We start from the raw sequence: 15,125 nt of genomic DNA, 5'->3' as shown, positions 1-15,125 counted from the left end.
GTACACGTACACCGGAACGAGGGCGTTCCAGAGAGAGCTCCGGTCCGACCGGCCGATCCTGCTACCGCAACTCCGATCGGTACCACGCCATCGTCTCGGGGAGGTGCGCCTCGATCGGCCGGTAGGTATAGCCTAGTTCCTCGTGGGCCTTCCGCGAGGTGTAAAAGAGCCGTCGCGTTGCGAGCCGTGCCATCTGCCGATCGAACGGGAACACGTGACGATCGGCGACGGCGCGTACGGCCTCTGCCACCGGGCCGGCGGCGTGGATCGCCGTCGCGGGAACCCGAACCCGGGCGGGAGAGCCGCCGGTGTACTCGGCGATGCGCGAAACGGCCCGATCGTAGGTGAGGTTCTCGCCGCCGAGAATGTAGTGCTCGCCGGTCGTGCCGTGCTCCGCGGCCGCCAGCAGTCCACCGACGACGTCGTCGACCCCGACGATGCTCAGGCCGCCCGGCAGGTGGGCGGGCATCGTCGGTTCGACCCCCATCGCGATCAGCTGCGCCGTGAACGCGTCGTCGCCGGGGCCGAAGATCGAGGTCGGATGGACGGTCACGGCGTCGCCGGTCGCGGCGTACTCGTCGACGAGTTCCTCCGCCGCCGCCTTCGCGGACTGGTAGGCCCCGATCGGGTCGGCGACGTCGCTCTCGTCGGCGACCGCACCCTCGGTCGGAGGGCGGCGCGTCCCGGCGGTGCTCGTGAAGACGAGTCGGCCGGTATCGCGCCCCCTGCAGGCCTCGATAACGGCCCGCGTGCCGTCCCGGTTGACGCGCGCGACCGTCTCGGGGCCGGCGCTCCAGAGCCCGACGCCCGCGAGGTGAAAGACGACGTAGGCCCCGTCCACGAGCGATCGTACCGCGTCGTCGTCGAAGAGATCGCCGACGTAACACTCGACGTCGTCGCGTCCGTTCCGGTCCGACGTCGGCCGGCTGAGCCCCCGAACCGTCCAGCCGTCCGCGAGCAGTCGATCGCAGAGGTGGGTGCCGAGAAAGCCGGTCGCGCCGGTGACGGCCGCGATCTTCGTCTCCACCGTGGTCACCTCCCGTCGAGTTGTGGCGGCACGGCGTCGCCGCTAACCGCCGCGTAAGTCCGGTAGGCGATCGACACGGCCGGATGGGGGTCGGTCGGCGGCGGTAACTCGCCGGACGGGCACCGATCGCGAAGCGACGCCACGTCGACGCCGTCGACCCGGATCGCGTCGGGGGCCGTCCGGAGCGCGTACTCGAGGGCCTCGTCGTCGGCGGGCGATCGATCGAGCAACCCGGCACCGACGGCGTCCACGGCCGCGATCGGCCCAACGAACAGCGTCTCCGCCGCGTAGGGCTCGCCTGCGTACGCGATCGTCGCGTCGAGCACGGCGAGTTCGGGATCGACGACGGCCGCAGCCGCGGCCCCGGCGACGCCTCCGTCGATCGAGCAGTCGACGTGGCGAGCGAGCGTCCGCAACCCGCCGGCGATCGGCCCGTCCCGGGTCGGTCGCAGCGTCGGGACCGGGATCACGGCCCCCGATGCCAGCCGTTCCGGGACCGCGAGCGCGACCGACTGGTCGCCGAGCCGAACGGTCTCGCCGGTCCGGGCAGCGTCAGCGGAGTCGAACAGCGACGCGTCGAACCGTTCGAGGACGTCGTCGTAGCCGAGATACTCGCTCGTGCGCTCCGCGGACAGGTACTCGCTCGATCCGGCGACGGCGACGTCGGCGCTCGTTTCGCGTTCGAGATAGGCGACGACCGCGCCGGTGACGGCCGGATCGGTGATCACGCCGGACGAGGGGTGAAACGGGTAGTGCGCGTCGGGAACGACCGTAATCTCGTCGGCGTCCGCGAGCGTCGCGGCACGCGGCTCGAGCAGGCGGCGAATCGGCGTCTCGAGGGCCGCCATTCGCGCGTCGACCGCGGGCGTCCAGCCGCCGCTACGCTCGGCTTCGCCGATCGTCACAGCGCGGACGGTGCTCACGGCATCACCTCCGACAGTTCCGTTTCCGTCCCGTCGTCCGTCCGCACGCGGTCGTAGGCCGTCTCTGCCAGTTCGAGGGCCCGCCGTCCGTCGGCACCGTCGATCGGCGGCGTCTCGTTCTCGCGGATCGCGTCACAGAAGTCGGCCAGCGCGTCGTAGTGGGCCTCGAGGTAGAACGTCGGGGCGTATACGTCCGGTCCGCTCCCGGTGAATCGCTTCGCGACGTTCTCGAGGGCGGCGCGAGCGGCACTCGCGTAGAAGTTCCCGGGGAGGAACTGGTCGTTGCTGATCGTCCCAGTAACCCCCTCGAGTCGGAGCCGGGTGTTCACTTCGGGGAGTTCCTCCCACTGGTAGGAGCCACAGTGCAGGGTGATCGTGGTCTCGGTCTCCGGCGATCGGAGGAGGACCGTGGCCGCGTCCTCGACCGGGACGTCGAGCGAGTGGCCGGTCGCCGCGTCGCGGATCTCGAGGTCGCCGAAGATCCACTCGAGGAGATCGAAGCAGTGGATCCCGAGTTCGTACAGCGAACCGCCGCCCGCGGCGGCGGGATCGTGCGGCCAGGCGGGCGGGTCGTCCTCGGCGGGCGGCCGACCGAGCGGGCTGTCGTTGAGCCGGGTCATCGAGACGTAGGGAACGTGGCCGACGCGTCCCTCCTCGTAGGCCCGCCTGACGCCGCGCATGTCCGACTGGTAGCGGAGCGTGTGATCGACGCCGACCGCGATCCCCCCACGATCGGCGACCGAGAGCAACTCGTCCGCCTCCTCGGTCGATCGAGCCAGCGGCTTCTCGACGAAGACGTCGACGCCGGCGTCGGCAGCGTGGCTGACGGCGTCGGCGTGGAGGAACGGCGGGAGGGCCACGATCGCCGCGTCGAGGGTCTCGGCTTCGAGGAGTTCGACGTAGTCGTCGTACGTTCGCGGCACACCGGCTCGTTCGGCCCGTTCCCGGTTCTCCGGCACGGTGTCGGCGGCCGCCTGGACCGCCACGTTCGGCATCGCGAGTGCCGACTGCAGGTGAACCATGCCGATGTTCCCGACCCCCAGCACGCCGACCGTGAGCGCGCTGGAGTCGGTCAACCGGCCGAAAAGTCGTGATGACATCTGGACGAGAACGGGGCGTCCGCGGGCTTTGTTATCATCGGCGTACAGCCAGCGTCGTCCCTGTAGCCCACCGTTCCCGTCTCAGGCGATCAATAACCGCTCATCGGCTGTCTGTTGACCGGACTTACGGTTCCGTCGGCCCCACGGGCGACGTTGATTCGATTCGCGATGCTGCCGATCGTTTCGACGGCGAGGTCGGTCTCGGCGCGCTTCCGATCGAGATACGAGAGGATCGTCCGCATCCGTCGATCGTCCCGCTCGTGCGTGAGATTGTTAGGATGGAGCCACATGTGGAAGATCCCGTCCGATCGCGCCGCCTCGTCGATCCCTCGTCGTGCGACCATCACCATCGGATCCGTCCAGATCGACTCGGCCACCGTCCGCGCCGTTCCCTCGAACCCGAAGAGGAACAGCGAGGCCGGCACGTTCACCAGCCCGTACTCGTCGACGATCGGTTCGACGAGGAACGATCGGTCGCGGACCGTCGAATCGAAGACGGCACGGGCACCGTGCCGGTTCGGCGTCCGGCCGCGGTACGCGGTGACCCCCTGTTCCACCAGGACGTCGCGGTGGCCGATATCGTTGCGCGGATAGATGAACGAGTCGATCGTCTGGTCCCACTCGGCCGCAATCTCGCGGCTCCGCTCGAGTTCGGCGTCCGCGAGTTCGCGGTCCGTCTTCGGGTGTCCGAACAGGACGTGGGAGAACGAGTGGCTGGCGAACTCGTGGTCGACGTCGGACTCGAGCAGTTCCTCGACGAGATCGGGACCGAACCGGAGGTCCTCCCGATCGCGCCAGTCGGTCCGTTCGCGCTCGAACCACCCCTCGGGAGCGGGGTGGTCGGCGTGGCGACGATCACAGGATGCCAGCATCAGGTGGCCGACGACGCCCCAGGTCGCGGGAATATCGAACTCTCCCAGCAACTCCAGCATGGTCGACCAGCCGCGACGACCCGCCTCGACCCGTCGTGGCGGTGGCGACGTGAAATCGTGAAACCCCCACCCGAGTTCGGCATCGAGCGAAATCACGACGCTACCCACAGCACCCACCCTGGTTACGGTGTGTCATACCCGTGTCGAATTCGGTTCGGTCGTTTTGTTATTGATCACTTTTCGATCCTGACGGCGAACGGAACTGTTCCAGTAAGGAGAAACAGATCCAGAAACGTACAGAAGACTAATATACACCGATCGGTAGGGTGACCGAACACGCCGACCCGGTGTGTCGCAGGGTGCTGTTACGTCTCTATAACAAAGCGCTCGTCTCGCCACCTGCTTTCCAGCAGGCAGTCTCCCGACTCGATACTCACTACTCAAACATGAGCGGATCTTCACAGACGACCGAGCGCGCGTTCGTGCTCGGTCTCGACGGCGTGCCGTGGCGACTCATCGAACAGTGGAGCGACGGCGGCGACCTGCCCAACTTCGCTCGGATGCGCGAGGAAGGGGCGTCCGGGACGCTAGAGAGTACCCGCCCACCGACGACCCCGCTGGCGTGGCCGTCGATCGCGACCGGCGTGTGGCCCGACAAACACGGCATCTACGGGTTCCAGAACCTCTCTCCGGAGTACTCCCACGAGATGTACACGAGTTACGACGTCCGGCAACCGACCCTCTGGGAGCGGGTCGGCCCCGCCCACGTCGGAAACGTCCCGATGACCTACCCCGCACGGGAGATCGACGGGACCGTGGTGACGGGGATGATGACGCCGTCTACGGATCGGGAGTTCACGCATCCGCCCGCCCTCCGCGACGAAATCGCCGACCGGATTCCCGACTACGAGATCAGTCTGGACTACCCCGACTACGCCGATCGACTCGACGAGTTCCGGGACGCCGTCGAGGAACTGCTCGCGAAGCGCCGGGAACTCCTCCGGCTACAGATGGAGGGCGCCGGCGACGACTGGCGACTGTTCTTCTTCGTCTTCACGGCCCCCGATCGCTTCCAGCACCTCGTCTGGGACGAGGAACTGCTGCTCAAACACTACAAACTACTGGACGACCTGCTGGGCGAGGTCATGGCCTACGCGGACGACCACGACGCAGACCTCTACGTGGTCTCCGATCACGGGTTCGGGCCGATCCACGAACTGGTCTACGTCAATCACTTCCTCGAGCGGGACGGCTACCTGTTCCGGGAGGAAGACGACGGCACGCGGGGGGCACTCGCGAGTCTCGGCATCTCGCGCGACCGGATCACCGATGCGCTCGATCGGGTGGGGATCTCCGAAGAACTGATCGTCTCGACGCTCCCGCGGCGACTGGTCGACTCGGTCGCCGAACAGATCCCGGGCGATCACGCGCTTTACGACGTCGACTACGATCGGACCACGGCGTTCGTTCACGACGCCGGCAACGTCTACATCAACGATACGGATCGCTTCGACGACGGGGTCGTCGACCCGGGCGACGTCCCGGAACTCAAGCGCGAACTCGTCGCCCTCTTCGAATCGGTCACCGACGATGACGGGACGGCCCTGCTCGAGGTCTTCGACGGCGACGAGCTGTTCCCCACCGACGACGCCTCTCCCGATCTCATCGTCAACGCCATCGACGGCTACGAGGCACGCAACTCGATCACGGACGAACCGTTCGGCGATACGGGATCGACCACGGCGAGCCACCGCATGGAAGGGATCGTCCTCTGTCGCGGACCGTCGATCGACCAGGGGGCGACGTTGCGCGGCGCACGCGTCGTCGACGTCGCCCCGACCCTGCTGCACGGAATCGGCGAACCGGTCCCGAAGAACGCCGACGGACGGGTGCTGTTCGACGCCTTCGACCCGGACGCGCCCCCGTCGACGACGAAAGTCGAACGCGTCGACGTTTCCCAGCGCGAGCAAGGCGATACGGTCGACGACGACTTTGCCGACGTCGAGGACCGGTTGAAGGGACTCGGCTACATGGAGTAGACGGAGTATCGTTCCGGCGCGATCGCACCGAATCGGATCGTGAACGGCCTCGACGGTCTGCCGATACAGTGTCCCACGGTTACACGTTCTACCCGCTCGGGGAGAGCGGCGGTCCGCCCGGCGGTGCTCGTGGTGTATCCGGACGGAGTCGTCCGTCAGGGCGCGGTTGATCGGTGCCGGGTTCGATCGAACCGGTGAGAAGACAGCGCCACCACGGGACGAACTCTCGAGTTCCGAAATCGTAACGCCCGTATCGATCGGTCGTAGAGAACGGCCGGGGAGTCGGTCCCGCTATCTTCACACTGTGTCACCGTTCAGTGTGGTGAACGAAACCAGGATCGCCCGCGACTACTGGAGGGCGACGCCGACGACGATCAGCGCGATCGAACGCGGTCGAACCCGGACTTCGCCGTCGAGTAAGCGGGATAGAGCGCGTTGTAGGCGCTATTCGGGGCGTTCCGCGCGCCCGCTCGGAGGAGTCGATCGAGAAGCGGCGGCGCAGACTCCGCGACGAGATCCTCGAGGTCGGCGTCGGCGAGCCACTCGAAGAACGCGCGTTCGGGCGGCGAGGTTGGCTCGGTCTCCCGGACTCGATCGCGGATGTCTTCCCACATGTACCGTTCGTCCTGGCCGAGCACCCACTCGCCGCGTTCGAGCGATCGGCGCAGGTCGTGGTAGTCCGCGTCGTCGAAGGGGTAGCCGTGATCGGTCGGATCGAGCCCCGAGAGCCGAAGCCCGACTGCGGTCCGGTAACACTTCTCGCACGCGCCGCAGTTGCCGTCCATGCGATCGTTGCAGGTCTGCAACTGGAGGTCGGGATCCGCGTCGCGAACGTAGTCCGCGATCACGTCCACCCGTTGTTGCCGGGTGAGGCCGTAGCCGTCGTGGTGGCACTGCGTGCCGGTCCACCGGACGTAGTCGTCGATGTCGGGCCGGGACCCCCACTCGAGGTCGATTCCCTCCCAGTGGGTCGCGGCGACGTAGATGTCGTCCATCGCGCGCGCGTAGGCCAGCGGCGCACAGAGGCCCAGCAGGCCGAGTCCGTGGCCGACGGAACTGTACCACGCGCCGTCGACGAACCGCTTGTAGTGGGCCAGCAACATCGGGTGATCGAGCGCGGCGAGTACGTTCGACTCGACGAACGCCGTATCGAGGCCGTGATCGTCGGCGAATCGCGTGACGCGCGCGCGCAACTGGTCCCACTTCTCGTCGTCGTCGCGATCGGGCGTGATCGTCCAGCCGCGAATACTGATCAGGGTCGGAGACTCCTCGCGGTGGCGAACGTACGAACACGTCGAGTCGACGCCGCCGGTGAACAGCAGACCGCTCTCGCCGTCCGCGTCCCCGGCACGGTCTGAATCGGGCGCGTCGGTCCCGTGAGCAGGTTCGGGATCGATCGTCCGACGGACAAAGAGTCGCCCGCCCTCCATGAAGTCGTACATCGAGAGCAGCGTGGCCTTGACGTCTTCGAGCGCGCGGGCGAACGTCGCGTCTACCTCGTCGACGTAGACGTCGGCCCCGTTGGCCCACGCGACGGGACAGAGCTGTGCGAGCGCGGGAACGGCGAGCACGCCTTCGGGAACGTCCTCGATCGGGACGTCGTAGCTGGTCCTGAACGGTTCGTCAGTGAGAAACCGCTGGAGATCGGGTGACGCCCGAACCGTACACTCGAGGGTCGTCCCGTCGGCGGTGAGATCGGTGATGGTAAAGGCCATAACTGGGGGTTCGCGTTCGCCCTGGACGGATCACGAACGCGTACAAAAATCGCCACCACCGTTGAACTGTCGGCGACGAAGAAACCGACTCGTAGCCACGCGCGCCTGACCGTCAGGGGTACCGTACAGTCGGTACCCGTCCGATCGGCGGGAGCGGTCGGTTGGGTGGCCAGGACCGTCGGATTCTGGCCCCTATCGTAGGAGCAATATAACAAACCGCACGATAGCCGTGGCTCTTCTCGACACATGCGTATGCGTATCGATTACCCATCGCAACGCGTCGGGAGGGAGACGAGATGAGGCGGGCGACGGTCGACGGAACCTTCGCCGTGGGGTTCGCCGCCGTCGCGATCGGGATTCTCGTCGCGCGGGCGAATCCGGCGACGGCCTACGAGGCGTCGCTGTACACTGCGACACCGACGGTGACGTGGGCCGCGTTCGCGATCGCACTGGCGATTGCCGTCAGTACGGCCCTGGCCTACCGGGGCCGCCCGCAGGCGATCGGGATCGGACTGGGTGCGCTGACGACGACGGCGATCGTGAGCCTGCCGCTGATCCGGAACTACCGCTTTTCCGGCATGGGTGACGCGCTGACGCATCTGGGCTGGACGCGCGACATCGTCGAGGGGCAGATCGCTCCCCACGAACTGTTCTATCCGGGGCTGCACTCGCTCGCGTCGATCTTCCACTTCGTCGGCGGCGTTCCGATCGAACGCGGCTTGCTCCTGTCCGTGGTCGCGCTGTTCGTCCCCTTCCTGCTGTTCGTCCCCCTCGTCGTTCGAGACGTGACCGGCGACGAACTGGCGATCGGCGTCGCGGCGATCGTCTCCTGGATGGTGTTGCCGATCAACAACATCGCGACGCACATGGGGGTACACACGAACTCGAACGCGCTCTTCCTGGCCCCCGTCGTCATCTTTGCGTTCGTCGCGTACCTCCGGCGGCGGGCGACGATCGAACGGCTGCCGTTCGGGCTGTCCCCCTTTAGCGTCCTCATCTACGTGACCGGGATCACGCTCCTGCTCGTCCACCCCCAGCAGATGCTCAACGTGGTCGTCCTGCTCGGAGCGATCGCCGGGGTCCAGTTCCTCGCTCGCAGACGGTACGACGACCACCCGATCGTGGAGCATCCGACGACCTACGCCCACACGGTCGTCCTCGGGTCGCTCTTCACCCTCTGGGTGATGAGCAGCGAGACGTTCAGACGCGCCGTCCGAGGCCTCATCTACGGACTGTTCGTGGCGGACATCGGCGCCGGCGCCGAGGTTGACCAGGCCGAGTCGTCGCTGACGGATATCGGTGCCAGTCTCGGCGAACTGTTCGTCAAACTGTTCCTCGAGATGGCGCTGATCGCCCTCGTCGTCGGCCTGTTCGTCCTCGCGACGTGGATTGGGCGGACGAAACTCGATCGGGAGACGAAGTCGTTCGTCACCTACTTCGGCCTCGCGCTGGTGCCGCTCGGCGGGATCTTCCTGGTCTACATCCTCGGCACGCCGACGATGGCGTTTCGCCAGGTCGGGTTCATCTTCGTCCTCGTGACGATCCTCGCGGGGATCGCCATCGCACAGGTGATCGGCGGCCTCTCGTCGCTCGTCTCGCGACCCGGTGCGAACGCGATCGCCGCGGTGGTACTCGGGGCCTGTCTCGTCCTCGGTCTGATGACGGTCTTCTCGTCGCCACTTATCTACGATCCCAACCAGCACGTGACCGACGAGAAGTACAGCGGCTACGAATCCGCGTTCGACCACGCCGCCGAGGAACGCCCACACGTCGGACTCGGCTACGATCCGTACCGGTACGATCACGGGATCAACGGCGTCGAACGCGAGGGAGTGCTGAGCGGCGCATCGGCCGCGAGCGGCGAGGTCAACGCCACCGAGTTCGAAGCCGGGAACTACAGCGGTGCGTACCACGGCACCGACTACTATCTCACCATCACCGAGTGGGACGAAACCCGCGAGGTCGGGGTCTATCAGGAACTCGACTACAGCGAGGACGCGATCGCCGGCGTCGAGACCGATCCGAGCGCGGACAAGGTGATCTCCAACGACGAGTTCCGGATGTACGCCGTCGACAGCGAACCGCCCGGCGAGTCGTAGTCGCTCCAAAGACGCTCCTAACAAAGCTCGCATCGGTCGTCAGGTCGGCTCACCGATCGCCATGGCACGGGACGAGTCAGCGAGCAGGTCGTCCGGTCGCGAGTCGACGACCGGGTCCTGGAGGAATCGATCGACCGAACGGACACCCGCTTCGAGGGACGACGAAGACGTCGTCGTCAGACCGTACACGACTGCCGATCGAGCGGACGTCCTCGCGCTGTACGAATCGAGCGGGAGACGACAGGTCGACGCGTGGTTCCGGTGGAAGTACGAGGAGAACCCGTACGCCGACGGCGTCCCGATGGTCGTCGCCGAGCGTGGCGGCGATATCGTCGGCGCTGTGCCGTGTTTCACGCTCGCGTTCGCGGCAGGCGATCGGCGAATCAGCGTGGGACAGCCAGCCGACGTCGAGATCCGGCCCGACGACCGCCACCGGGGGCTCGAGTCGCGGTTCCTCGAACGGCTCGAATCGCACTGCCGGAGCCGTGACTTCGCACTCTGTACGAACGTCGCGAGCGGCAGGGACGTCTCGACGCGTCGAGCACTGGGCTGGGAACCCGTCGGAGCGGTCCCGACGTACTATCGACTGCAGCGACCGACCGCGGTGCTCGACGGCGGGGGCGGGCGATCGACGCACCTCTCGCGCGTGGCCCGTCCGCCGGCTTCGATATATCACCGCGCACGCGAGACGCTGGTCGCGAGCCCGGGGGACGTGACCGTCAACCGGTTCGCCGACGTGCCGGTCAAGCAGTTCGTGACGCTCGCGGACCGGGCGACGCCGGGGGCGCTGCACGCTACCCGCGACGAGCGGTTCTACGAGTGGCGGTTCCGGAACCCGCTCTGGTCGATCGACGCGTACCTCGCGACTCGTTGGGGCGAACCGATCGCGGGAGTGATCGCGGGAACGACGACCGAACGTGACGGCACGGTGCTGACCCGTCTCTTCGACGTCGCACCGCTCGCGTCGACGCGACACCGGACCGACGGACTCCGCGCGATACTCGAGCGGGTCGTCGCGGATCGTCGGGACGCGGACCTCCTCTGTGCGAGCGGGAACGGGATGTCGGCCCTGGTGCTGGCCCAGTTCGGGTTCGTCTCGGACGCGTCGCCCCCGCTCTCGTGGGTCGCCTCGCCGACGACCCAACTGGCAGTTCCGCTCGCCACCGACGGCGGTCACGAGTGGACCGTCGCCGGGACGGCCATCGCCGACCCCTCGAACTGGACGCTCACGTTCGCCGATCGAGCCTGGTAACGATCGATTCCGTCGATCGTAATCCGTGACTGCCCGAACTGGTCGACTGTTTCTCGGAGGACCGTGACCCTACCGAGCGGGGTCCCTCAGGCAGTACGACCGCCGAAATCGAGCGGTAGTGGCGTATTTACTCGGGAAACGTGGAGTTTGTCGCGCCAGTCGACCGCTTCAGTTCAGCGTCTACAGTCATAACTTTGGCACTATTTCCCCGTACATTCTGACCGATTCTGTAGTGCGAGGAATACATTCTGTAAATTTAATCCATATTGGCAAGGAAAAGTTTATGAGTGTAAGCCGAAGTTACGGAACTGTATGGCGCAGAATCCCCGTACGTCCGAAGCGGACACCGCTCCGAACAACGGCCGTAACATACGATTAAGTCGCCGGAACTACGTGCGATCGATCGCGACCGCCGCAGCCGCGACGGTCACCGCCGGCGTGGCCGGTTCCGCGACGGCCGACGAGGAGTACGAGGAAATCCCGGCCGAGGGTCAGACCATCAACGTCGACGATGGAGAGACCTGGGAGAACAAACTGATCGACCTCACCACCGGGAAGGACATCGTCATCACCGCCCAGGGAACCGACTGGACGATCAGAAACATCGGGTTCAAGGGCAAGAACACCTCCGGGACCGGCTCCGCGACGTTCGGGGTCGCCGACACGGGTGGGAACACGAGTACCGTCGAGAACGTCTATCTCGGCGACGGTGCCGACGACCGCAACGCGAGTTCGAGCGGCCACGGCCAGACCGCGTTCTGGGTCCACCCGGACCACAGCGGCCACCTCGACATCCAGAACGTCAACATCCAGGGCTACGCGGACAACGCGATCTACGCGTCCGCGCCCGGGACCGGCGGCGGCGGGACGGTCCACATCGACGGCAGTTTCGCCGCCAACTGTTACGTCTCGCACTTCCGCCTCGCGACCGAAGGCAGCAAAGTCACCAACTCCAGCGTCTACGTCGATGACGAGGGGTACGCCGGACGTGGCATCTGGGCGTGGGCACCCGGCACGATCGAAGTCGAGGGCTGCCAGATCGAGATGAACGGACAGAACACGGCGATCGACGCCGGCGCGAACGGGAGCGCGACGACCGTCACCGTTCGCGACTCCGATTACGACGAGCAGGCCGGCATCGCCGAACACGCCGGTTCGACCGTTCAACTCGAGGACGACGTCGGAACCGATCCCGAGGCGTTCATGCCGGACGGCGTCCCGACCTCCGCCGAAGAAGCCGCCAGCGGCTCCAGCGAGTAGCGACGAGCCACTCCCTCCACCGGTCCCCGCTGACGCACCCGCCATCAGAGACCCCCGCTGACGCCGACCGGTCCTCCGGACCTCACCTTCGAACGCCTCCGCCCCGGTTGCCGCTGACGCTTCCCGCCCCGGCCGAAACGGCGTTCCGCTTTCCGTCACCGTCTCGATACTCCCGCTCTTCTCGTCGCCGCCGTTCCACCACTCGTTTTCCGATCCGATCGGTTCTGGCCCGGTATCGGGAGTCGATTGCCGTAGTGACTTCTCCGCGACTTCAGTCGCGGGCGTTCTCTCCGAGTGACGTGTAATAGCTGATCGTCCCCGGACGGACGATCGAGATTCCGGCCTTCGATCGTTCACGGAGCGATCGATGGAGCGGTCACCTCAGCGACAGGAGCCGAGCACCCGCTCCGCTGGTGCTCGATCGGGCCGTCAGGTTCAGGTAACCCGGAGTTACCCGTACGCCGTTCGAAATTTTCCATTCGTATAATTCCAGAGCAGAAAACTCATATAATACGTAACGAACACTACGATATCTATTATAGTCTGTAAAATTTAGGTTAAGTAGATGGGAAAGTTTATGCGGGTAGTCTCGGATTACCGTCTGTATGACACGCGACCCTTCAGTACCGAACGAAGAGCGGACCGTCGATACCGGCGCCGAGTCGGCCGACGAGCGCGGTAATAGCGGATTACTACACCGACGATCGTACATGAAGCTCGCCGGGGCGACGACCGCGGCGGCAGCGTTCACCGGCGCCGCCGGCGCGGACGACGACTACGACGTCGTGAAAGCGCACGGACAGGTCGTCAGGGTCGGTCGCGGCGAGACCTACGAGAACAAACTGATCGACCTCACGACCGGGAACGACTTCCTGATCCTCATCGAGGGGGGCGATTCCGCCGTCCGGAACATCGGATTCGAGGGTCTCTACCGCGGCGGCCAGTTCATGATCTCGATCACCGCCGGCAGCGGAGACATCCTCGTCGAGAACGTCTACCTCGGCGACGGGGCGACGAAAGAGGGCGCGAGTTTCGTCCACGGCCCCGGTGCCGTCTTCATGCACCGGAACAGTAATGCGGACGTGACGTTCCGCCGCTGCAACGTGCAGGGGTACCCGAACAACGGGTTCTACTGTTCCAACACCGCCTACGGCGGCAGCGTTCGTTTCGAGAACTGTTTCGGCAAGAACAACGGCGTCTCGACGTTCCGGTGTGCAGGCGGCAACGACGAGATCGTCAACTGCGTCGCGTACAACGATACCACCGACTACGGCCCGGGCTACGGCGGGTTCATCGAGACGAGCGGCCGCCCGGTCTGGGTCTGGAACGGCGGGACGGTCACGATCCGCGACTCTCACTTCGCCGACGGGCCGTACCCATACGCGATGGTCGCCGGAGCCAACGGATCGCCCGGCCGCGCAACCTTCGAGAGCGGCGGCTACCGCGGAACGATCCAGCGGGCGAGCGGATCGTCCGTGAACGTCGCCAGCGGCGTCTCGCGGGATCCCGACCTCTCGATCCCCGACGGGGTTCCCACGTCCGCAAAAGAAGCCGCATCGGGCGGTAGTTCCGGTTCGAGTGCCGGCTCCGCCGCCGAGGACGAGCCAGCCGACGACGCGGACCACGAACTCCCGAACGTGGTCGTCTTCGACGGCGACGGCACGGGCGACACGACGAGCTACGAGTTCGTCGTCAGCGACGCGGTCGAGCCGAGCACCGACGACGACGCGACGATCGACGACGCAGCCGAGGTCGACGGGACACACGCCAGCGGAACCGTTGCCGACTACCTCGACGCGTGGCGGTTCGCCGGCGAGATCGAACGGCTCAGCGTCGACGGCGACGCGGCCGTCCGCGTCAACGGCACCGAGGTCGACCCCGACGACTTCGACGACGTCCTCGAGAACGTCATCCTGATCGACGGCGACTCGTCGGACGCGACCCGCTACGAGTTCGCTGTCGACGGCGACGTCGAGAAGGCTACCGTCGACGGTGCCTCGATCGACGAGGAAGACACCATCGAGGACGGATTCGTCCACGGCGTGGTCGCCGACTGGAAGGACGCGTTCCGATTCAGCGGCGACCTCGAGCAACTGACCGTCGACGGCCCGGGTACGGCGGTGCAAAACGGTGAGGAACTCGACCCGGCCGAGTACGGGCCCGACCTGCCCCACGTCCTCGAAGTCGAGGGTCGGGGGACGCCGGCGAGCTACGAGATTACCGTCGACGGAACGATCGAACTCGACGCGGACGCGGACCCGGACGACGACGCCACGACGGTTTCGGGGTCGACCGTCCAGAGTTCGATCGCCGACACCACGCAGACGTTCCGGTTCTCGGGTGCGCTGACCGACGTGACGTTCACCGACGGGGAGGCCGACGTCTTCCTCGACGGGGAGGAGATCGACGTCAGCGAGTACGGCGAGCACGAGTTCCTGCCACACGCGCTGGTCATTGACGGCACCGAGTCCGACGACGTCTCGAGTTACGCCTTCGAAGCCAGCGGTTCGGTCGTCGCGTCCGACTACCAGGGCGCGTCGATCGACGACGAAGACGTCGTCGAGGGGGCGGCCGTTCGCGGCGTCGTCGGGGACTGGCTCGACGCCTACTGGTTCGAGGGGAACATCGAGGAGTTCACGCTCCTGGGTGACGCCGCAGTCGACGTCCAGCACAACGCTCGCAACCGGTAGTCTCCGGTTTCGTTTTCTGTGCCGGTCCCGCCGTCACGGATCGGTTCGTCCGTCGATCCGCTCGAGTGGCGACGATCGATCCCGTGGAATCGGTCACGCGGAGACGATTTCGCAGTTGCGTCGTACGACCGCTTCGGATACAGCGGTA

Annotated in this window: 10 protein-coding genes; 5 read left to right on the top strand and 5 right to left on the bottom strand. The window is 66.2% G+C overall.

Annotation, left to right across the window (positions count from 1 at the left end; translation table 11 throughout):
* Window positions 1-61: 61 nt before the first annotated feature.
* The 4 genes from MUG98_RS12645 to MUG98_RS12630 form a co-directional block, all read right to left on the bottom strand.
* Window positions 62-1,036 carry an NAD-dependent epimerase/dehydratase family protein gene (locus MUG98_RS12645; RefSeq protein ID WP_265107807.1) on the bottom strand — a complete coding sequence of 325 codons (975 nt, stop codon included), beginning with the start codon at window positions 1,034-1,036 and terminating at the stop codon, window positions 62-64.
* Entirely contained in the window at window positions 1,033-1,950 is a 918-nt protein-coding gene (locus MUG98_RS12640) for a hypothetical protein (protein ID WP_265107806.1), read from the bottom strand. Before MUG98_RS12640 ends, MUG98_RS12645 begins: the two co-directional genes overlap by 4 nt.
* Window positions 1,947-3,050: a Gfo/Idh/MocA family protein gene (locus tag MUG98_RS12635; RefSeq protein WP_265107805.1), complete on the bottom strand. Its 1,104-nt coding sequence runs from the start codon at window positions 3,048-3,050 to the stop codon at window positions 1,947-1,949. The genes MUG98_RS12640 and MUG98_RS12635 overlap by 4 nt, the downstream gene beginning before the upstream one ends.
* A gap of 89 nt (window positions 3,051-3,139) precedes the next feature.
* Window positions 3,140-4,090: a polysaccharide deacetylase family protein gene (locus MUG98_RS12630; RefSeq protein WP_265107804.1), complete on the bottom strand. Its 951-nt coding sequence runs from the start codon at window positions 4,088-4,090 to the stop codon at window positions 3,140-3,142.
* A gap of 278 nt (window positions 4,091-4,368) precedes the next feature.
* Here MUG98_RS12630 and MUG98_RS12625 point away from each other — a divergent pair, with 278 nt between their 5' ends.
* Window positions 4,369-5,961 carry an alkaline phosphatase family protein gene (locus tag MUG98_RS12625; protein WP_265107803.1) on the top strand — a complete coding sequence of 531 codons (1,593 nt, stop codon included), beginning with the start codon at window positions 4,369-4,371 and terminating at the stop codon, window positions 5,959-5,961.
* Window positions 5,962-6,335: 374 nt separating this feature from the next.
* Here the strand turns inward: MUG98_RS12625 and MUG98_RS12620 are convergent, their stop codons facing one another.
* Complete coding sequence (locus MUG98_RS12620; protein WP_265107802.1) at window positions 6,336-7,676, bottom strand: hypothetical protein; 1,341 nt, start codon at window positions 7,674-7,676, stop codon at window positions 6,336-6,338.
* A gap of 296 nt (window positions 7,677-7,972) precedes the next feature.
* Between MUG98_RS12620 and MUG98_RS12615 the strand changes: the two genes are divergently transcribed.
* The 4 genes from MUG98_RS12615 to MUG98_RS12600 all read left to right on the top strand — a co-directional run bounded on the left by MUG98_RS12615 (window position 7,973) and on the right by MUG98_RS12600 (window position 14,977).
* Window positions 7,973-9,775 carry a hypothetical protein gene (locus MUG98_RS12615; protein WP_265107801.1) on the top strand — a complete coding sequence of 601 codons (1,803 nt, stop codon included), beginning with the start codon at window positions 7,973-7,975 and terminating at the stop codon, window positions 9,773-9,775.
* A 61-nt stretch (window positions 9,776-9,836) separates the two neighbouring features.
* Complete coding sequence (locus MUG98_RS12610) at window positions 9,837-11,027, top strand: GNAT family N-acetyltransferase (RefSeq protein ID WP_265107800.1); 1,191 nt, start codon at window positions 9,837-9,839, stop codon at window positions 11,025-11,027.
* Between the two features lie 312 nt (window positions 11,028-11,339).
* A complete protein-coding gene (locus MUG98_RS12605; RefSeq protein WP_265107799.1) occupies window positions 11,340-12,287 on the top strand; it encodes a hypothetical protein in 948 nt (315 codons plus the stop codon).
* 605 nt (window positions 12,288-12,892) lie between these two features.
* Window positions 12,893-14,977, top strand: a complete 2,085-nt coding sequence (locus MUG98_RS12600; RefSeq protein ID WP_265107798.1) for a hypothetical protein — start codon at window positions 12,893-12,895, stop codon at window positions 14,975-14,977.
* The last annotated feature ends 148 nt before the right edge of the window (window positions 14,978-15,125 follow it).

This window comes from Halosolutus halophilus, assembly GCF_022869805.1.
GTDB classification, from domain to species: Archaea; Halobacteriota; Halobacteria; order Halobacteriales; family Natrialbaceae; genus Halosolutus; species Halosolutus halophilus.
Note: the sequence above shows the minus strand (reverse complement) of the source record. Positions and strands in the feature narration are given on the sequence as shown.